Origin of the sequence: Streptomyces sp. NPDC056452, from assembly GCF_042796085.1 — a bacterium.
In the GTDB taxonomy this organism is placed as follows: domain Bacteria; phylum Actinomycetota; class Actinomycetes; order Streptomycetales; family Streptomycetaceae; genus Streptomyces.
In genome coordinates this window covers 184,678-204,117 of sequence record NZ_JBHTRI010000001.1, presented here as the reverse complement: position 1 = coordinate 204,117, position 19,440 = coordinate 184,678, and the positions used below count along the sequence as shown (strand labels likewise).

Below are 19,440 nucleotides of genomic sequence, written 5' to 3'. Positions count from 1 at the left end.
ACCGACATGCGTACGTCCATCGCCACCGTCTCGCTCAGCGGCCCGCTCACCGAGAAGCTCACCGCTGCCGCGCGCGCCGGCTTCGACGGCGTCGAGATCTTCGAGAACGACCTGATCGGCAGCCCGCTCACACCGGAGGAGATCAGGGAACGGACCGCGGACCTCGGCCTGACGATCGACCTCTACCAGCCCATGCGTGACATCGAGGCCGTCCCCGAGGACGTGTTCGCCCGCAACCTGCGGCGTGCCGCGCACAAGTTCCGTCTGATGCGGCGGCTGGGTGCCGACACCGTCCTGGTCTGTTCCAGCGTCTCCCCGCAGGCCCTCGACGACGACGCGCTCGCGGCCGACCAGCTCCGCCGACTCGCGGACCTCGCCCAGGAGTCCGGCATCCGCATCGCGTACGAGGCGCTGGCCTGGGGCCGTCACGTCAGTACGTACGACCACGCCTGGCGCATCGTCGAAGCCGCGGACCATCCGGCTCTCGGCGTCTGCCTGGACAGCTTCCACATCCTCGCCCGGGGCTCCGAACCCGCGGGGATCGCGGACATCCCCGGCGACAGGATCTTCTTCCTGCAGCTCGCCGACGCCCCCCTGATGGCCCTGGACGTCCTGCAGTGGAGCCGCCACTACCGCTGCTTCCCGGGCCAGGGCGACCTGGACGTCGCCGGGCTGGTCCGGGCCGCCGTGCGGGCCGGCTACGACGGGCCCCTCTCCCTCGAGGTCTTCAACGACGTCTTCCGCCAGGCGGACGCGGGCCGCACCGCCGTGGACGCCCAGCGCTCCCTCGCCCTGCTGCAGGAGTCCGCGGGGCTGACCGCGCCCCCGGCACCGGTCGTCCCCACCGGATTCGCCTTCGTCGAGATCGCCACCGCCGACACGGCCAGAATCACGCCCCTGCTGACCGCGCTCGGCTTCTCCCGCACGGCCAGGCACTCCGGCAAGCCGGTGGACCTCTGGGAACAGGGCGGGGCCCGCATCCTCCTCAACACCGATACCGACACCGGCACCGGCAGTCACCTGCCGGACCCCTCGCTCACCGCCATCGGCCTGGAGAACCCCGACCCGGCGGCGGCGTCCGCCCGCGCCGAGTCCCTCCTCGCCCCCGTCCTGCCCAGGCGCCGCGCACCCCGGGACGCACCGCTGGACGCGGTGGCCGCGCCCGACGGCACCGAGTTCTTCTTCTGCGCCACGGGCCGTCCCGGGCAGCCCGACTGGACCGGCGACTTCGCACCCGCCCCGCACACGCCGCCCGGCGGCATCGGCGTCACCCGCATCGACCACGTCGCACTGACCCAGCCCTGGCACCAGTTCGACGAGGCGGCCCTCTTCCACCGCAGCGTGCTCGGCCTCCGGCCGCACGCGAGCATCGACCTCGCGGACCCGTACGGCCTGCTCCGCAGTCGAGCCGCGAGCAACCCCGAAGGAACCGTACGCATCGCCCTCGGCGTGGGGGCGTCCCCCACGGACGACCCCGCACGCCCCCAGCACGTGGCCCTGGCCACCGACGACCTGGTCACCGCGGTCCGCCGTGCCCGCGCGGCCGGCGCGCGGCTGCTGCCGGTGCCCGCCAACTACTACGACGACCTGGCCGCGCGCCACGAGTTCGCCCCCGGCGAGCTGGAGACGTACCGCGAACTCGGCATCCTCTACGACCGTGACGAGAAGGGGGAGTTCCGGCACTGCTACACCGTGACGACCGGCAGTCTCTTCTTCGAACTCGTCGAGCGCACCGGCGGATACGACGGATACGGGGCCCAGAACGCCCCCGTCCGGCTCGCCGCCCAGCGGACGTGAACGCGTGCGCACACCACAGGGCCCCGACCGGTGAACCGGTCGGGGCCCTGTGGGATGTGTCTGCTGCTGGATCAGTACCAGCCGTTGGACTGCCAGAAGTCCCAGGCGCCGCACGGGCTGCCGTAGCGGTCCTCCATGTAGTCGACGCCCCACTTGATCTGCGTCTTGGCGTTGGTCTGCCAGTCGGAGCCCGCCGACGCCATCTTCGAGCCGGGCAGGGCCTGGACCAGGCCGTACGCGCCGGAGGAGGCGTTGGAGGCGTGCACGTCCCAGTCGCTCTCGTGGTCCACGATCTTGTTGAAGCACTCGTACTGGGCGCTGTCGTCGATCATCTTCTTCGCCGTGTCCTGCGCGCTCGCCGCGGTCGTCGGAGCGGCGGCGGGCGCAGCGGCCATCGCCGGGGTCACGCCGAGGGCCAGTCCGGTGGCACCCAGCAGCACGGAGGCGCCGGTGACAGCGGCCCTGCGACGGGTGATGCGGGGCTGGGCGAGGATGCGACGGGCGAACGACACGTGGAACCTAACGTCGGGGACGGGGAGGTCGCGGCCGGCCCTGAAGTGCGGGACCGGTACTCATGGACCGCGGTCCGTCCGTGCGGACGCTGCGGTGCTCGGCGACGTCATCCATCGTCAGCGACGCGGCCCGGGCCGCGCAACGAGCGCCGGTACGACCCCGCGTAGTACCAGGGGGCCGAAGGCCCCGTACGTGCCGCCGGGAACGGGGCCCGGGCGAGGGATCACGCCCTACGGGGCCGGGTCGTACAGGACCGAGGTCCTGTGGGCGCCCTCACGCCTTCGGGACCTCGAATGTGACCTGGGCCTCGAAGGCCGCACGCCGGGTGGCCCGCCGCAGCGCCTTCAGCAGGGTGGGCCCGATCGTGAGGGTCAGGACCACGGTGAGGACGGCGCGGCCCAGGTCCCAGCCGAGCGAGGTGGCCACGCAGTACGCGAGGAAGCGGACCAGGTTCTCGTGCAGCGGGCCGCCCTCGACGAACGAGATCCCGGACCCGAGCCCCGTCACGAGCGTCCAGCCCTGCAGGTTCATCACTGTGCCGTACGCGAACGCCGCCACACATCCGTACGCCGCGAGCATCAGCACCTCGCCCCTGCCCCGCAGCCGCTCCGGGCCGGGCAGCAGGCCCGCGCCCATCGCGAACCAGCCCATCGACAGCATCTGGAACGGCATCCACGGACCCACTCCTCCCGTGAGCAGGGCGGAGGCGAACAACGTCACCGAGCCGAGCACGAAACCGAAGCCCGGGCCCAGGACCCGTCCGCTCAGCACCATCAGGAAGAACATGGGTTCCAGGCCCGCCGTCCCCGCCCCCAGGGGGCGCAGCGCGGCGCCCACCGCCGCGAGGACACCGAGCATCGCGACCGCTTTCGCGTCCAGCCCGCCGTCCGCGATCGTCGCGACGACCACGCCGACGAGCAGGACGAGCAGCGCGGCGAACAGCCACGGCGCGTCCTGGGCGTGGGCGGTGACACCGGATCCCTCGCCGGCCAGCAGCGGCCAGCCGAAGGCGATCACCCCGATCGCGCTGACGAGGACGAGTGCGGCAGCGGCACGCGGGCCGATACGGACCGGGCGCGCCGGACGGGAGCCGGTCATGCGGTGGGCTCCCCAGGACCGGACGCTTCCAGCGCCGTACGTACCTGCGTCACGGTCAGCCACTCCTGCGGGGCCAGGATCTTCGCGGTCTGCGGGGCGAACGCGGGGGAGGAGACCACGACCTGGCGGGTCGGGCCGTCGGCGACGATCTCGCCGTCGGCGAGGATCACCACCCGCTGGGCCAGCTCCGCCGCCAGCTCCACGTCGTGCGTGGCCAGGACGATGGCGTGACCGTCGGCGGCCAGAGCGCGAAGCACCCCGACCAGGCGGGCCTTCGCCGCGTAGTCGAGGCCCCGCGTCGGCTCGTCCAGGAGGAGGAGCGGGGGCCGGGCGGTGAGCACCAGCGCCAGGGCCAGGGCGAGACGCTGCCCCTCGGACAGGTCGCGCGGGTGGGTGTCGTCCGGCACACCGGGCAGCAGCTCGGAGACCAGGGCGCGACAGCTGCCCGCGGGCGCGCCCGCGTCGGAGTCGGCCGCCGCGCACTCGCCGGCGACCGTGTCGGCGTACAGCAGATCGCGTGGCTCCTGCGGTACGAGCCCGACCCGGCGCACCATGTCGCGCGGGGCCGTACGGGAGGGGACCAGGCCGCCCACGCGTACGGAACCCGTGGTCGGCTCGATCATTCCGACGAGCGTGGACAGCAGGGTCGACTTCCCCGCACCGTTGCGGCCCATCAGCGCCACGGTCTCGCCGGGTGCGACGGACAGCGTCACCCGGCGCAGCGCCTCGACGCGCCCGCGCCGCACGCCGAGCCTCTCGACCCGGGTGACGGGGTCGTCCGCACCGGGGCCGGGGCCGGGGGCTTGGCGCGGGCCACGGCCGAGCAGCCGGCCGATCAGACCCGGGGGTGCGGCGGCGGGAGCGGGGAGCGGGGCGACGACGGGGGGCGGGGAGACAGGCCCGGGCGGCAATCGCACCTGCGCCAGCCGCTCCCGGAGCTCCGCGCCCCGGCGCCGGGCGTCGCGCACCGACAGCGGCAGCGGCTCCCAGCCCACCAGCTGCCCGAGGGCCACCACCGGCGGGCGTACGGGCGAGACGGCCATGATGTCCGCGGGCGCGCCGACGACCGGGGCCGCGCCGGGCGAGGGCAGCAGGACGATCCGGTCCGCGTACTGCACCACCCGCTCCAGCCGGTGCTCGGCCATCAGCACCGTCGTCCCCAGGTCGTGCACCAGACGCTGGAGCACCGCCAGGACCTCCTCGGCCGCCGCCGGGTCCAGCGCGGACGTCGGCTCGTCGAGGACCAGGACCTTGGGGTGCGGGGTGAGGACCGAGCCGATCGCGACGCGCTGCTGCTGACCCCCGGAGAGCGTGGCGATCGGCCGGTCGCGCAGCTCCGCCAGACCCAGCAGGTCCAGCGTCTCCTCGACACGCCGCCGCATCACATCGGGGGCGAGGCCCAGCGACTCCATGCCGTACGCCAGCTCGTCCTCGACCGTGTCCGTGACGAAGTGGGCGAGCGGGTCCTGGCCCACCGTGCCGACGAGATCGGCGAGTTCACGTGGCTTGTGGGTACGGGTGTCACGGCCGTCGACCGTGACCCGGCCCCTGAGCACACCGCCGGTGAAGTGCGGCACGAGACCCGAGACGGCACCCAGCAGAGTCGACTTGCCGACTCCGGACGGGCCGACGAGCAGCGCCAGCTCACCCTCCGGGACGGTGAGGTCGACGCCCGAGAGCGTGGGACGGTCCGTGCCCTCGTACTGCACCGAAACCTGTTCGAACCTGATCACGGCTGCTCCTTGGACGTACGGGAGTTCGGCGGCGGGACGGGCGCCACCACGGCGGGCAACAGCCCGGCCAGCACCGCGGCAGCGGGCCACAGCGGCAGTACGGGAGCGGTCAGTGGTACGACACCGGGGCGCAGTGCCGCCGGATCGGCGCTCCCCGCCCAGATCATCGCGGCCGCGACCACCGCACCCGAGCCCGCGACCAGCCAGGCGCGTACACCCCACCGGTCCGGCCGGTAGCGGGTACGGACCGAGCGGCGCCCGCCGAGCCTGAGCCCCGCCACGGCCGCGACCAGCCCGGCGAGCAGCAGCGGCAGCCCGTACACCGCGCCCTCCACGGCCAGCAGCCCGTACGTTCCCGCGCACACGCCCAGCAGCCCGCCGAGCGTGAGCACGTTCGTCGTGAGCCGGACGGCGGGCGGGACCTGGGCCGTGCGCCCGTACCCCCGGGCGTCCATCGACGCCGCCACGGCCACCGAACGCTCCAGCGCGCCCTCCAGCACAGGCAGCCCGATCTGGAGCACCGCCCCGACCCCGCCGGTCGCACGCCCCCGCAGCCTCCGGGCCGTCCGCAGCCGCACCACATCGGCGACCATGTTCGGCGCGAAGGTCATCGCGACGACGACGGCGACTCCCGCCTCGTACAGCGCGCCCGGCAGCGACTTCAGGAGCCGGGCCGGGTTGGCCAGCGAGTTCGCCGCCCCCACACAGATCAGCAGGGTGGCCAGCTTCGCCCCGTCGTACGACGCGAAGACCAGTTGCTCCGCGGTGACCCGGCCGCCGATCCTGACACCCTGCGCCCAGTCGGGCAGCGGAACCTCGGGCAGCGTGAACACCGTGTGCGTCCCGGGGATCGGTGATCCGAGGAACACCGAGAAGACCAGCCGCACACCGACGACGAACAGCCCCAGCTTGATGAACGCACCGTAGGAGCGGGCCCACGGCGCGTCAGTGCGGCGGGCCGCCACGACATAGCCCGCCACTCCCACCAACAGCCCGAGCAGCAGCGGATTGGTCGTACGGGACGCGGCCGTGGCGAGGCCGAGCGCCCACAGCCACCAGGCCCCGGCCGGCAGCGCGTTGCTGCGGGTGGCCTCGGGCGCGAGCAGCGCACGGTGGAGCCGGGCCGTGCCGGTGGAACGCGTCATCGCCGGCGTCGGGCCTGCAGCACCGCGGCGATACCGAGCAGGAGGACCGCGCCGACCCCGGCCAGCACACCGGCCGACGGACCGCCGCCGGAGCCGTCGGAGGCGTCGTCCGTGGCGGACGCCGTGGCCGGATCGCCGGTGTCCGAGGCACCGGAGTCCTCGCCGACCTGCTCACCGCAGCCCGACGCGGGATAGTCCGAGATCGCACAGAGCATCGCGGAACTGTCGTACCGCAGCGGCTTCGCCACCGAGGCGAGCGCCTCGGCGGTGCTCGCGTCCGGCTCCACCTGGGCGCACGCGGTACGCAGCGCGGGCGGCTTCTCGCCGTCCGGGGCGTCCGCCGCCGTCCCCGGGTCGATGACCAGCGCGATCCGCTTGGTGCCTTCCTCGGCGGGGGTCCCCGCACAGATCGCCCCGAAGTCCGGGGCCCTGCGCGGCTGCGCCGAATCCTGCGAGTCCTCGCTCACCGAGAACCGGAAACCCTGCACCGCGCCGTCGTCCGGCCGGACCAGGGACGGGCCCTGCGTGGCGTACGACCAGTTCTTCCCGCCGTCGCCCTCCCAGAACGACCAGTAGCGGTAACCGGCCGCCTGCGCGCTGCCCGCGCCCAGCACGGTCAGTAGGGCGCCGATGAGGAGGAGGAGCGCCGCGGTGACCGGCGTGCGCCTCACAGGCCCTGGTTCTTCCGGCGTCCGCTGAGCAGGAAGCCGATGCCCGCACCGAAGGCGAGACCGATACCGACGAGCCACCAGACACCCAGTCCGCCGTCGTCGCTGCTCGTGTCCTTCTGCTGCTGCGCCGACGCGGTCGGCGAGGGCACGGCGGTGGCGGCAGGCTTGGGCCCGGTGGCGTTGAGCTGCTTGACGAGGTCGACGCCGCCGAAGTCACGCGCGTCCGCGCCCGTCGCGTGTGCGGCGAGCACCAGCTGGGCGGTGGCGGCGGGGCCGCCCTCCTTGGCCCACGCCTGAGAGTTCTTCTGCAGGTAGGTGACCGCTCCGGCCGCCTTGTCCTTGTGGCCGGACGCGGCCAGGGCGACGACCGCGTCGGCGGTGTTGCCGAAGTCCGGCTGCGGTGCGGCGTCCTCGGCACCCGGCATCGGGGGGAGGTCGAGATGGCCCGACTTCGCGAGCGCGCCCGCGAGGAAGTAGGCGCCGTTCTGCGCGGACTGTTCGGCCGTGAGGCCGGTGCCCTTGTGGCAGACGGGGGCCTTCACCGCGTTGGAGTTGCCGGCGGCCAGGCCCTTGCCCATCGCGCCGAGCACCGCTGCCGCCGTGGCGTCCGCGTTGGCGGTGAGCTTGCCGTCCTTGTCCGGCTGGTACGCGAACGCGCCGCCGCCCTCGCCGCCGCACGGCAGGGCGAACGTCTGCAGCGCCGTGTACGGCGTCTTCCCCGAGTCGGTCGTGATGTCGGCCAGCGGCACACCCGCGCGGGCCAGCGCTCCGATCACGACGGAGGTGGAGTTGGCGTCGCTCGGGCTGCCCGGGTTGTACCCCCAGCCGCCGTCCTCGTTCTGTACGGACTTGAGGAAGCCGACGCCCATGTCCACGACCTCGCGGTGCACGGCGAGCTCGACCATGGCCTGGACCGCGGCCGCGGTCGCGTTGGTGTCCGCCACCGTCTTCGCGTCGCAGGGCTTGGAAGCGTCGCGGTACGAGGCGAAGGCACCGTCGTCGCACTGCTGGCCCACGAGCCAGTCCACCGACTCCGTGGCGGGCGTGACCAGTTCGATCTTCTGGGCGAGGAAGGCCAGCGACTGTCGCCACACACCGTCGTACGTGGGGTCCTTCGTCCCGTACAGCCCGGCCGGCAGGTCCGCCGACGGGGAAGGACTCGGTGCGGCGACCGCTGCGGGGGCGGCTGCGGAACAGAGCACGGCGGTGATCGCGAGTGCTGCCGCGCGGCGGCGTACGGTCATGGCGGGCTGGGCCTCTCCTGCGAGGACCGGGCACAGGCACACGGATGCACCGGGCTCGGCCCCGTATACCTCGACGGTGCCGCCACCGGGGTTCCGGTGGCGCGAGCCGGTCACGCTCACGGACGGGGCATTCCGGCTCTCCGCCCCGGGGCGGATGACGGCTGCGGGTCAGCGCCGGATTCGCACCGGCTTCCCCCCGTACGGGCATGATGACGACCCGCTCACTCTACCGGGGCGCCTCGGGGCCGCTGTGTGCGGACGGCTCCGCCCGCGGTGGACCTGCCGCAGGACAACGGAGGAAAGGCCTTCCCAGCAGGTCAGAGCGCATGCGAAACTCCGGCGGGGATCGCACGGGCACCCGCCCGTGGGGAGGAACGACCGGGGCGGGAAGCACCTGTGCGTACAAGAAGAACGGTGGCCGTGACGGCCGCGGTGAGCGCATTCATGACCATGGCCGCAGGCTGCGGTCTTGTCGGCGGGAGCGACAGTGCGCCGAAGGCGTCACCCTCGCCCACCGCACCGTTCACCAAGCAGACGGTGGGCGACGAGATAGCGGCCCTCGCCGACGCGGCGGGGCTCCCGCCCGGCGACACCTCCACGGCCGGCATGCCCGAGGGGGCCTGGCAGGACTGCGTGGCGCCCTGGATGGGGGACGCGCCCGCGGCGGACGCGGCCCGGGCCTTCGAGGCCACGGTCAAGGCGCTGCGCACCCAGGACTGGGAGATCGTCTCCAGCCACGCGGAGCAGGACGTCACCTTCCGCACCCTCGCCAAGCGGGGCTGGAAGGTGTACGCCCGGCACTACGCGATGGAGGGCTTCGGCACGGAGCAGATCGTGTCGCTCACAGCCGTCGAGGACGGCTGCGAGCTGCCCGACTCGATCCGCGGCGACTACGAGGACCCGGCCTGACAACCGGAGTCCGCGATCACGAAGTGGCCGGCCGGTGACTCCCTGAGCGTGTGGGTGACGAACACGTTGTACAGCCCCATGTTCTGCGCGGAGCCGTTCGCGTACACGTATCCGCCCGAGGTGTACGCCCGCCCCGCCGCCACATGCGCGTAGTTCGTCGCGGTGAAGCACTGTGCGGGGGCCGAGCCTCCCGAGGTGGTCGCGGTCACCGCGGACGTGACGGCCCCGGCCGTGCCCGAGGAGTCGGCCGCCGCCACGGTGTAGCGGTAGGAGGCCCCGGCGGACAGCCCGGTGTCGGTGAAGGACGTCGACGCGGGCGAGCCCACCGCGGTGCCGTCGCGGAACACCTTGTACGAGGCCGCTCCCGCGACCGCGCTCCACGACAGCGACGCGCTGGCGTCGGTGACCCCGGTGACCTTCAGCCCGGCGGGGGCCGGCAGCCCGTCCCCACCGCCCGGGGTGCCCTGGTCCAGACCCCAGAAGACACCCGTGTAGTACGTGGAGCAGATGGTGTTCAGGAAGTAGGCGGCCGTCGACCCGCACTGATCGGCACCCGAGCCCGGGCTCACCGGCAGACCGTGCCCCATGCCGGACACGGAGAACATCTCCACGGCCGGCTTGCCGGAGGCGTCGTCGTAGGTGGTCTGCGTGGTGTTGCCGGGCAGGCTCCGGGTGCTGGACGGGGTCTGGCCGATGCCCCAGACATCGGTCCACTGGTCGCGCAGCGCGGTGGCGTTGGCCGGGTAGACCGTGTAGTCCGAGGTGCCCTGCCAGATCGCGACCCGGGGCCACGGCCCGGTGTGGCCGGGGTAGGAGTTGCGGACCTTGTCGCCCCACTGGGCGGGCGTCAGCCTCTGCGGCCCGGTCTGGCAGCCGGACGCGGCGGCCTGGCTGGTGGCGCACTGCGCGGGCAGCCCGGAGGCCACGGACCCGCCCGCGAACACATCCGGGTACGCGGCGAGCAGATCGGCCGTCATGCCGCCGCCCGCGGACAGCCCCGTGACGTACACCCGGCGGCCGTCGGAGCCGTACGTCTGCTTCGCGTACTCGACCATCTGCACGATGGACGCGGCCTCGCCCCGGCCCCGGGTGCTCTCCGCCTGGTCGAACCAGCCGAAGCAGGACAGCGCGTTGTTCGCCGACGTCGTCTGCGGGAAGACGACGTCGAAGCCCCAGGCGTCGGCGAACTTCGGCCAGCCCGAGTTGGTGTAGTAGGCGTTGGCCGTCTGGGTACAGCCGTGCAGGGCGACGACCAGCGGCGCTCCGGCCGCCAGGTTGTCCGGGGTGTACGCGAACATCTGCAGATTGCCGGGGTTCGTACCGAAGCCGGTGACCTGCGTCAGACCGGCGGCGGCCGCGGCCGGCGGGGCGGTCACGGCCGTACCGAGGGTCGCGGCGAGAAGACCGAGTACTGCGGTGGAGGCGACGCGGCGGAACAGGCGTCGCAGGATCGGTGGGCGCACGGTGGGGCCTCCCTGGTCGGACGTGCGGACTGCTGCCGGAACCTATGAGCCGGGCCGGTCGCCGCCCATGTGGCAGGAGGACATCCGCTGCGCCGTGCTGTGTGCGGCACTCCTCTTGCGTCCGGCTCCCGGCCCTCGGGCATCCGGCTCCCGCCCCGGATCCGCCCGCCCGCCGCTCCGCCCGCACCATGTACGCCGCCACCATGCCGTCGCCCGAGGGTGTGTGCACCGACCCCGTGTGATGCGGGCGGTGACGTCCTTACGGTGACGCTCATGCAGACTTCCCGGACCCCCGATCTCGAACCCCCCACGCCCCCCGCAGACCGGTCCCTGGCCGGGCGCACCGCGCTGGTCACCGGTGCGGCGAGCGGCATCGGGCTGGCCTGCGCGCAGGCCCTCGCCGCCGCGGGCGCCCATGTGCACGTGGTGGACAAGGCCGCCGACGCGGTCAAGGAACTGGCCGACCGGATCGGCGGAACGGCCTGGGTGGCCGACCTCTCCGTGGCCGAGGCGGTGGACGCACTGCCCGACGGCGCGGACATCGTGGTCAACAACGCGGGGCTGCAGCATGTGGCACCGGTGCACGACTTCCCGCCGGACCGCTTCACACTGATCCACCGGGTGATGGTGGAAGCACCGTTCCGCATCTTGCGCCGTACGCTCCCCGGCATGTACGAACGCGGCTGGGGGCGCGTCGTCAACATCTCGTCCGTACACGGGCTGCGCGCCAGTCCTTACAAATCGGCCTATGTCTCGGCCAAGCACGCACTGGAGGGACTCAGCAAGGTGGTCGCACTCGAAGCGGCGGAGCACGGGGTGACGAGCAACTGCGTCAGCCCCGGCTACGTCCGCACCCCCCTCGTCGAGAACCAGATCGCCGACCAGGCCCGCAGCCACGGCATCTCGGAACAGGACGTGGTGGGCCGGGTGCTGCTGGAGCGCAGCGCCATCAAGCGGCTGATCGAACCCGGCGACGTGGCCGGCGCCGTCCTGTGGCTGTGCGGTCCCGGCACGGGGCACATCACCGGAACCTCCCTCGCGATGGACGGCGGCTGGACCGCCAACTGACCTCTCCCCCCGCCCACCGAAGAACGATGGCCGCCCATGTCTGAACCGTCCCCCTCCGCCACCCCCCTCCTGGCGCGCCTCCTCGACCTGCTGGCCGACGACGCCCCCGCCGAGGCGATCGGCGTCGTCACCTCGGAAGCCAGGGCCGCCGGGGTGCCCGCCGCCGAACTGGCCGAGGTGGAGCGGGCGGCCGCGACCGCCCTGCGGATCAGGGGGGTCCTGCGCCAGCACCGGCGGCGGGAACTCCAGCTCACCGCCCTCTTCGACACCGCGGGCGACCTGGCGGCCTCCCGGGACCTGGACGATGTGCTGAAGGCCATCGTGCGGCGGGCCAGGATGCTGCTGGGCACCGACACCGCCTACCTCACGCTCCCCGACGAGGAGGCGGGGGACACCTACATGCGGGTCACCGACGGATCGGTGTCCGTCCTCTTCCAGCGGCTGCGCCTCGAACTGGGCGAGGGGCTCGGCGGACTCGTGGCACAGACCGCGAGCCCGTACGCCACCCCCGACTACCGCACCGACGACCGCTTCCGCCACACCCACAACATCAACGCCGGTGTGCTCGACGAGGGGCTCGTCGCGATCCTGGGAGTGCCCCTGCTGCTCGGCTCCAGCCGCGGCGGTACGGGAAAGGTCATCGGCGTCCTCTTCGCCGCGGACCGGGCCCCCCGCGTCTTCAGCCCCGAGGAGGTGGCCCTGCTGTGCTCGCTCGCCGCCCACGCCGCGATCGCGATCGACACCGCCCGGGCGCTGGACGACACCAGATCGGCCCTCGCCGAACTCGCCGGTGCGAACGCGGAACTCGCCGAGGCCAACGCCGCCGTACGCGCGCACTCGGCCGCCATGCAACGGGCCGAGGAGGCCCACGACCGGCTCACCGACCTGGTGCTGCGCGGGGGCGACGTCAAGGATGTCGCCGCGTCCGTGGCGGGGCTGCTGGACAGCGCCCTGACCATTCACGATCCGGTCGGGCGGCCACTGGCGGCCGTGTCACCGCAGGGCGGGGCGTTCGCCGTCGACAGCATGGACGCGGGCTGGCTCGCCGGGACCGCGGAGGAGTCCCGGAACGGGGGGCGCGCGGTGCACCGCGACGGCCGGTGGATCTGCGCCGTGCTCGCCGGCCAGGAGCTCCTGGCCAGTCTGGTGCTGCACCGGCCGGACCGCCTCGACGACTCCGACCGGCGGCTCTTCGAGCGCGCCGCTGTCGTCACCGGTCTGCTCCTGCTGCTGCGCCGCACGGTCGCCGAGACAGAGAACCGGATACGGGGCGAGCTGATCAGCGATCTGCTCAGTGACCCGGAGCGCGACCCGGCGGGACTCGCCGAGCGCGGCAGACGGCTCGGCATCGATCTGGACCGGCCGCATCTGCTGCTGGTGGCGGAGGCGGCGGCCCGGGAGAAGCTCGGCGGCGCGGCGATGCGGTACCTGTTCGGCGGCGACATCCACGGAGTGAGCGCCGAACACGCGGGTACGGTCGTGCTGTTGATCGACTGCGACGGCCGGACACCGATGTCCGCCGCGGCTGCCGGCGAGGCCGCGCGGGCGGCGGCCACGCAGCTCGGGCACCTGGTCCAGGCGCCCGTCACCGTCGCGGGCACGGGGCCCGCACGGGGCCCGCGCGAACTGGCCGCCGCCCATGCGGAGGCCGCGCGCTGTCTGCGGGCGATGCGGGTGCTGGGGCGTGCGGGCGAGGGCGCCTGTGTCGACGAACTCGGCTTCCTCGGTGTGGTGCTGGGCAACGCGAAGGACGTGGACGGCTTCGTCACCGCGGTGCTGGGCCCGCTGCTGACGTACGACGAGCGGCGCGGCACCCACCTGGTCCGGACGCTGCGGGCGTACTTCGCCGCGGGCGGCAGCCTCATCCGGGCCAAGGACGAGCTGCACGTCCATGTGAACACGGTGGTGCAGCGGCTGGACCGCATCCAGGTGCTGCTGGGCCGCGACTGGAACGAGCCGGACCGGGCGCTGGAGCTTCAGCTGGCGCTGCGGCTGCAACTGCTCTCGGGCGGCCGGGACGAGTGATCCGGGCCGCCCGGAGTGCGGGTCCTGCTCTCAACCGCCGTACGTATCCGGTCCGTCCGGTCCTCAGGCCGACAGCAGAGTCTCGGCGATCCGGGTGGCTCCCGGCTCGCCCGTCAGCACCGTGTAGTGGTTGACGCCGTCGATCCGTACCGCCCGTACCCCTGTACCGGACAGGCCCGCCGCTGCCAGTCGCGTCTCGTCGTACAGGCCCTGCTCCTCGTTCATCAGACCGCGCTCCGCCCACAACAGCGTGGCGGGCTCCTGGAGTGTGCGTACCGCCGACAGCACCTCGTCCTCGAACAGGCCCATGCCGTCCGTGCGGACCGCCTCCAACAGGCAGCCGGAGCGCAGCGCGGGCTCCTCGCCCGTCAGGTCGCGCTGGATGTACGCGTCCACCTCCGGCGACCAGGCATCTCCCTGGAACGCGGGGTGGGCCTGCCAGAACGCCCGGTACGCGGCGCGGTCGGTGAACGTCATCGACAGACGGTCCATGGCCGGGCCGATCACGGCCGTCAGCAGTTCGTCCGCGGACAGGTGCGTGGGGGCGGGGAAGCCGAATCCGCCGTCCACGAGCACCAGCGGACCGAAGCGGCCCGGGTGCCGTACGGCGGCCAGCGCCGCCACGAACGCGCCCATCGAGTGGCCGACCAGCACCACCCGGCCCGGGCCGAGTGCCTCGGCCAGCGCGGCGGCGTCGTCCGCGTGCGCGGCGATGCCGTACGGGCCGGGCAGCGCGGCACTCGCGCCGCGGCCGCGCAGATCGGGGGCGACCAGGGTCGCGCGGCCCGCGAGCACCCCCGCCACCGCGCCCCAGGAGAGCGCGTTGGCGGTGATGCCGTGCAGGGCCACGACCACCGGCGCGCCGGGGTCCCGGGCGGGCCAGCGCAGCGCTGCCAGTTCGCCTCCGGTCACGGGGACACGTATCTCCTCGTACGGTGTCACGGGTTCTCCTCACGGGGTCGGCGCAGACGGGACGGCAGGCGGGCCAGGCCGCCGGGCAGCAGGTGTACCACGGCCACGAACAGCACCCCGAGCAGGAACAGCGGCTGGGAGAGCGGAACCCGCAGCACGGCGGGCAGTTCGGCGACCGCTCCCGATCCGGCGAGGTCGCCGAGCCGGTGGTCCGCCCAGGTGTACAGGATGCCGCCGACCATCGGCCCCCAGCGGGTGCCCGATCCGCCCAGGACCACCATCACCAGCAGCGAGAGCGTGAAGTCGGAGGTGGTCGTCTGCGGGGTGGAGCCGCCGGTGAGCAGGAGGTGGACGAGGCCGCCGACCGCCGCCAGGGCCCCCGCCAGCACGAAGGCCGTCAGCTTGAACCCGTACGGCTTCAGGCCCAGGACCTCCACCCGGCGTTCGTTCTCCTTGATGCCTTCCCAGACCCGCCCGGTGGGGGAGCGGACCGCCCAGTGGACGACGCCGAGGGTGAGGACGAGGTAGGCGAGGGCGATCCAGTAGAGGTTCGCGGTGTTGTCGATGCCGACCAGTGAGGACGGCAGCAGCTCCGCCGGGGCCGCCCGGCCCTCCTCGCCGCCGGTGAGGCCACCGGGGTTCCGGGAGACCAGGATCGAGCCGGCCTGGGCGAAGGCGAGCGTCACCATCGAGAAGCCGATGCCCGTGACCCGCAGGCTCACAGACCCCAGCACGAGGGCGAGCGCGATGCCGAAGCACAGCCCCAGTACCGCGGCGACGGCGAACGGCAGGCCCGCCTCCAGCAGGAACATGTTGGTGGCGTAGCTGCCCGCGGCGAAGTACAGCGCGTGCCCGAAGGAGAGCAGGCCCGTACGGCCGAGCAGCAGGTCGTAGCCCGTGGCCAGTGCCCCGAACAGCAGGCAGGTGGCGAGGAGTTGGAGACTCCCGGGGCTGCCGACCGGTCCGTCCAGCAGGCCGGGGAGGGGAAGCGCGCTGAACGGCGCGACGATCAGGACGACCAGCACGGCGACCGGCCACCGGCGCAGCAGCCGGGCGGCCCTCCCGGACGCCGGGGGCGCGGCGAGCGCCGGTCCGCCGTCCGTACGGTCGGGTGTCTGGGTGGCGGTACTCACGCGAGCCTCCCGGTCAGTCCGCGCGGCCGGACGAGCAGCAGCGCGGCGAGCAGGACGACGACGGCCAGGTCGCCGAGGCCCGCTGCGGTGTAGTAGTTGGCGAACTGCTGGACCAGACCGATGACCACGGCGGCCACTGCGGCACCGGTCACCGACCCCATGCCTCCGGTGACCACCACGACGAACGCGAAGATCAGCAGCGAGGTGCCCTGACGGGGGTCGACCGAGCCGAAGTACAGCCCGCCGAGCGCCCCGCCGAGCGCGGCGGCACAGCCGCCGATCGCGAAGACGAGCGTGAACGCCCTGCGGACGTCGATGCCGAGCGCGGTCACCATCGCCCGGTCCTCCACCCCGGCCCGTACGACCAGGCCGTGCCGGGTCCGGCCGAGGAAGAGGCGCAGCGCCACCAGGACGAGCACCGCCGCCGCGATCAGGACCAGCCGGTTGACCGGGACCTCGGCGCCCAGCAGCCCGAAGGTGCCGGACAGTGCCTGCGGTCCGGGGAAGGTCCGGGCGTCCGAACCCCAGATGCCCGACAGGAGGGCGGGGACGGCGAGTCCCACGCCGACCGTGGCGAGCACCTGCTCGCGCGGGCGGGTGTAGAGGGGGCGTACGACGGCCAGTTCGAGCAGCACGGCGGCGAGCGTGCCCACCGCCGTACCGAACAGCACCGCGAGGACGAAGCCCGGCCCGTCGGCGCCCGCACCCGGAAGATTCCCGGAGGCCGCCCACCAGGTGCCGTACGCGCCGATGGAAAGGAGCGCGCCGTGGGCGAAGTTGAGCACGTCCATCAGGCCGAAGATCAGCGAGAGTCCGGACGCGATGAGGAAGTAGAGCGCACCCAGACCGAGACCGGTCATGGTGAGCAGCACGATGGTGGACATCAGGAATCCGCCTCCGCGGGGTGTGGGGTGAGCGGGCCCTGTCCGACGCCGAGCAGCCGGCGGGTCGCCTCCGCGTCGCCGAGCAGCCCGTCCGCCGTGCCCCGGTGGGCCGTCCGGCCGTCGGCGAGCACCACGCAGTGTTCGGCCAGGCGCCGTACGACGGCGAGGTTCTGCTCCACGAGCAGGACGGGCACGGCCTGTGCCGCCCGCTCCAGCACCCCGGCCACCTCGGTGACCACCTTCGGTGCCAGGCCCTTGGTGGGCTCGTCGGCGATGATCAGCCGGTTGCCGTTGAGCAGGGTCCGGCCGATGGCCACCATCTGCTGCTGGCCGCCGGACAGTGTGCCCGCCAACTGCCCTTGCCGGAGCTTCAGTTCGGGGAAGAGCTCGTGCACCAGGGAGTAGGCGGGCTCGCCCGCGCCGCGGCGCTCGGCCAGCCGCAGGTTCTCCGCCACGGTCAGTCCGGCGAAGATCCCGCGGTCCTCGGGGGCGTATCCGATGCCCCGCCGGACCAGGGTGTGGGTGGGCAGCGCCACGGTCTCCTCGCCGTCGAGCCGCACGCTCCCGGCGCGCGGGACGAGACCGAGGATGCCGCGCACGGTCGTGGTCTTCCCGGCGCCGTTGCGGCCGAGCAGCGCGGTCACCCCGTGGCGGGCCACGTCCAGGTCCACGCCGTGCAGGATGTGCCGGCCGCCGATGAGGACCCGCAGGTCCCGCACGACGAGCAGCACCTTCGGGTCGGACGTCACAGCCCCTCCCCGAGGTACGCCTGCTGGACGACCGGGTCGGCGGTCACGGCCTGCGGGGTGTCCAGCGCCAGCAGCCGGCCGTGGTGCATCACGGCGAGCCGGTCGGCGAGGCCCAGCAGGACGTCCATGTGGTGCTCGACCATGAGGACGGTGCGGCCCTCGTCCCGGTGCAGGGTGCGGATCAACTCGGTGAGCGCGGGGACCTCCTCCGCGCTCACCCCGGCCATCGGCTCGTCGAGCAGCATCAGCCGGGGCTCACCCACCAGCAGCACCGCCAGTTCCAGCTTGCGCTTCTCGCCGTGGGACAGCTCCGCGGCCGTCGCCCGGGCGCGGTGGCCGAGACCGGTGCGCTCCAGTACGCCGGTCACCTCGGCGGTGTACGGGGAAGCGCGCCGCCACAGCCGGTACGAGCCGCCGTGGCGGGCCTGTGCGGCCAGCCTGATGTGCTCGGCCACCGTCATCTGCGGCCAGAGGCTGGAGGTCTGGAACGTCCTGCCGATCCCGCGCCGGGCGCGGGTGTGCACGGGCAGTCCCGTGATGTCCGCGCCGTCCAGCGAAAGAGTGCCCCCGGTCGGCGGGTTCAGCCCGCTGATCAGGTTGAACAGGGAGGTCTTTCCCGCTCCGTTGGGGCCGATGAAGGCAAGGAACTCACCCTCGTGGACGCTCAGCGTGATGTCCTGGAGGATGGTCGCCCCGCCGACGCTCCAGCCGAGCCCGTCCAGTCGAAGCACGGGAGCAGTCGTACGCGCTCCCTCGTCGTGCGCGGTGATGGCGCCGGGTGCCGTCACCGGTCAGCCCGCCGAGGGCTTCGCGGGCGGTGCGACCGCGTCCTTGGGCTGCGTGCTCAGCAGCTCGGGTTCGGCGGCGGCGCCCTTCCCGTTCAGCCTGGCCACGAACATCGGCTGAATCAGCGCATGGTCCTCGGCGCGGATCTGCTCCTGGCCCTTCACACCGTCGAACGTCCAGCCCTCCAGGGCCTTCACCATGGCGGCGGTGTCGGTCGCACTGCCCTCCTTGACGGCCTGCACGATCATCTGGGCCGCGGTGAAACCGTCCGGGGTGAACAGGTCGGGAGTGCCGCCCGCCTTCGTGACCCCGTCGAGCATGGCCTTCTCCACGGCGTTCCCGCCGCCCGCGCCGGGGAAGTAGTGCGCGAGGAAGGAGACCTTGGCCCCGGCGGCTCCGAACACCGGGTACGAGGCCGTCCCCGCGAGTCCGGTGACGACCTTGCTCGCCGTCAGCACCCCCTGCTGGTCGAGGGCCGTCCACAGGGCGGGGGCGGTCGCCCCGGCCCAGGCGACGAAGACCAGATCGGGGCCGCCCGCCTTGACCTGTCGGGCGAACGGGGTCAGATCCGTGGCACTGGGCGGGGCCAGGACGGAGCCGACCGTCGCGCCCTTCGCGCCGAGCACCGCCTTGACCGCGGCGACATTGGCCTGGCCGAAGGTGGAGTCCTGGGCCAGGACGGTGACCTTCCTGCCCGCGGCATCGCCCAGCATCGAGCCCGCGGTGAGGATGTCCTGGTAGGACTGCCGGCCCGAGCGGAAGGTGTACTCGTTGATCCCGGTCACGGCATCCGTGGCGGCCGGGCCGTTCACGTACAGCACCTTGTTCTGGGCGGCCAGCGGGGCCATCTGGAGGGCGACGCCGGAGTCGGTGGTGCCCGCCAGCACCTTGTAGCCCTTGCCGATCAGGTTCTTCGCGGCCGAGACGGCCTTGCCGGGGTCGCCCGCGTCGTCCTGCTCGGTGACCTCGATGGTGTGACCGTCGACCTTGCCGGTGCCCCCGGTGGCGTGGTCGAGGCCCGCCATGAACCCGTCGCGGTACTGCTTCCCGTACGCGGCGAGCAGTCCGGTACGGGAGTAGACCAGGCCCACCTTGACGGCCTCGTCCTTGCCGGCGGCGGAATCGCTGCCCGCCTGCCCCGCGGTGGTGCACCCCACCAGGAGCAGTCCGGCGGCCGCCAGCGTGGCCGCGGTCAGGGTTCTGTGCTGGACGGTGCCTACGGCTCTGCGACGCATGGGGACCGGCTCCTCGGCATGGTTCGGGTGATGTCGGCCGAACCGTATGAACACCGTGGCGCCGTCGATATGGTG

At 73.2% G+C, this 19,440-nt stretch carries 17 protein-coding genes and 1 riboswitch; of the genes, 4 read left to right on the top strand and 13 right to left on the bottom strand.

What is annotated here, in order from left to right; all coding sequences use genetic code 11:
- The first annotated feature begins 6 nt into the window (after nt 1-6).
- Nucleotides 7-1,797 carry a bifunctional sugar phosphate isomerase/epimerase/4-hydroxyphenylpyruvate dioxygenase family protein gene (locus ACFQ6X_RS00915; RefSeq protein WP_383173878.1) on the top strand — a complete coding sequence of 597 codons (1,791 nt, stop codon included), beginning with the start codon at nt 7-9 and terminating at the stop codon, nt 1,795-1,797.
- Nucleotides 1,798-1,868: 71 nt separating this feature from the next.
- Here ACFQ6X_RS00915 and ACFQ6X_RS00910 read toward each other — a convergent pair whose 3' ends face one another.
- From ACFQ6X_RS00910 to ACFQ6X_RS00885, 6 genes are all read right to left on the bottom strand, one after another.
- Entirely contained in the window at nt 1,869-2,309 is a 441-nt protein-coding gene (locus ACFQ6X_RS00910; protein WP_383173875.1) for a lytic transglycosylase domain-containing protein, read from the bottom strand.
- Nucleotides 2,310-2,583: 274 nt separating this feature from the next.
- A complete protein-coding gene (locus ACFQ6X_RS00905) occupies nt 2,584-3,408 on the bottom strand; it encodes an ECF transporter S component (RefSeq protein WP_329211546.1) in 825 nt (274 codons plus the stop codon).
- Nucleotides 3,405-5,141, bottom strand: coding sequence for an ABC transporter ATP-binding protein (locus ACFQ6X_RS00900; RefSeq protein WP_383173872.1), 1,737 nt, complete (start codon nt 5,139-5,141; stop codon nt 3,405-3,407). Before ACFQ6X_RS00900 ends, ACFQ6X_RS00905 begins: the two co-directional genes overlap by 4 nt.
- Nucleotides 5,138-6,286, bottom strand: coding sequence for an energy-coupling factor transporter transmembrane component T (locus ACFQ6X_RS00895; RefSeq protein WP_383173869.1), 1,149 nt, complete (start codon nt 6,284-6,286; stop codon nt 5,138-5,140). Before ACFQ6X_RS00895 ends, ACFQ6X_RS00900 begins: the two co-directional genes overlap by 4 nt.
- On the bottom strand, nt 6,283-6,957 hold the full coding sequence (locus ACFQ6X_RS00890) for an SCO2322 family protein (RefSeq protein WP_383173866.1): 675 nt from the start codon (nt 6,955-6,957) through the stop codon (nt 6,283-6,285). Before ACFQ6X_RS00890 ends, ACFQ6X_RS00895 begins: the two co-directional genes overlap by 4 nt.
- Nucleotides 6,954-8,201 (bottom strand): prenyltransferase/squalene oxidase repeat-containing protein, encoded by a 1,248-nt coding sequence (locus tag ACFQ6X_RS00885; protein ID WP_383173863.1) that lies wholly within the window; start codon nt 8,199-8,201, stop codon nt 6,954-6,956. The genes ACFQ6X_RS00890 and ACFQ6X_RS00885 overlap by 4 nt, the downstream gene beginning before the upstream one ends.
- A gap of 125 nt (nt 8,202-8,326) precedes the next feature.
- Nucleotides 8,327-8,397, bottom strand: a riboswitch (cobalamin riboswitch).
- A 248-nt stretch (nt 8,398-8,645) separates the two neighbouring features.
- On the opposite strand from ACFQ6X_RS00885, the gene ACFQ6X_RS00880 reads away from it, so the two are divergent.
- The gene (locus ACFQ6X_RS00880) at nt 8,646-9,110 is read left to right on the top strand and encodes a hypothetical protein (RefSeq protein ID WP_383173861.1); all 465 of its coding nucleotides are present in this window, start codon (nt 8,646-8,648) and stop codon (nt 9,108-9,110) included.
- Here the strand turns inward: ACFQ6X_RS00880 and ACFQ6X_RS00875 are convergent.
- Nucleotides 9,092-10,573, bottom strand: coding sequence for a PHB depolymerase family esterase (locus ACFQ6X_RS00875; protein WP_383173858.1), 1,482 nt, complete (start codon nt 10,571-10,573; stop codon nt 9,092-9,094). The two genes, ACFQ6X_RS00880 and ACFQ6X_RS00875, sit on opposite strands and share 19 nt — an antisense overlap.
- A 273-nt stretch (nt 10,574-10,846) precedes the next feature.
- On the opposite strand from ACFQ6X_RS00875, the gene ACFQ6X_RS00870 reads away from it, so the two are divergent.
- Both ACFQ6X_RS00870 and ACFQ6X_RS00865 read left to right on the top strand, forming a co-directional pair.
- Nucleotides 10,847-11,641: a 3-hydroxybutyrate dehydrogenase gene (locus ACFQ6X_RS00870; protein ID WP_383173855.1), complete on the top strand. Its 795-nt coding sequence runs from the start codon at nt 10,847-10,849 to the stop codon at nt 11,639-11,641.
- A gap of 36 nt (nt 11,642-11,677) precedes the next feature.
- Nucleotides 11,678-13,666 (top strand): helix-turn-helix domain-containing protein, encoded by a 1,989-nt coding sequence (locus tag ACFQ6X_RS00865; RefSeq protein ID WP_383173852.1) that lies wholly within the window; start codon nt 11,678-11,680, stop codon nt 13,664-13,666.
- Between the two features lie 63 nt (nt 13,667-13,729).
- Here the strand turns inward: ACFQ6X_RS00865 and ACFQ6X_RS00860 are convergent, their stop codons facing one another.
- Genes ACFQ6X_RS00860 through ACFQ6X_RS00835 form a run of 6 tightly spaced genes read right to left on the bottom strand, consistent with a single transcriptional unit; the run spans nt 13,730 to nt 19,365 of the window.
- Nucleotides 13,730-14,608 carry an alpha/beta fold hydrolase gene (locus ACFQ6X_RS00860; protein WP_383173849.1) on the bottom strand — a complete coding sequence of 293 codons (879 nt, stop codon included), beginning with the start codon at nt 14,606-14,608 and terminating at the stop codon, nt 13,730-13,732.
- Nucleotides 14,605-15,711 (bottom strand): branched-chain amino acid ABC transporter permease, encoded by a 1,107-nt coding sequence (locus ACFQ6X_RS00855; RefSeq protein WP_383173846.1) that lies wholly within the window; start codon nt 15,709-15,711, stop codon nt 14,605-14,607. Before ACFQ6X_RS00855 ends, ACFQ6X_RS00860 begins: the two co-directional genes overlap by 4 nt.
- A complete protein-coding gene (locus ACFQ6X_RS00850; RefSeq protein WP_329211562.1) occupies nt 15,708-16,595 on the bottom strand; it encodes a branched-chain amino acid ABC transporter permease in 888 nt (295 codons plus the stop codon). Before ACFQ6X_RS00850 ends, ACFQ6X_RS00855 begins: the two co-directional genes overlap by 4 nt.
- The gene (locus ACFQ6X_RS00845; RefSeq protein WP_383173842.1) at nt 16,595-17,344 is read right to left on the bottom strand and encodes an ABC transporter ATP-binding protein; all 750 of its coding nucleotides are present in this window, start codon (nt 17,342-17,344) and stop codon (nt 16,595-16,597) included. The genes ACFQ6X_RS00850 and ACFQ6X_RS00845 overlap by 1 nt, the downstream gene beginning before the upstream one ends.
- The gene (locus tag ACFQ6X_RS00840) at nt 17,341-18,132 is read right to left on the bottom strand and encodes an ABC transporter ATP-binding protein (RefSeq protein ID WP_383173839.1); all 792 of its coding nucleotides are present in this window, start codon (nt 18,130-18,132) and stop codon (nt 17,341-17,343) included. Before ACFQ6X_RS00840 ends, ACFQ6X_RS00845 begins: the two co-directional genes overlap by 4 nt.
- A gap of 3 nt (nt 18,133-18,135) precedes the next feature.
- Nucleotides 18,136-19,365 (bottom strand): substrate-binding domain-containing protein, encoded by a 1,230-nt coding sequence (locus ACFQ6X_RS00835; protein ID WP_383173836.1) that lies wholly within the window; start codon nt 19,363-19,365, stop codon nt 18,136-18,138.
- Nucleotides 19,366-19,440: the final 75 nt, after the last annotated feature.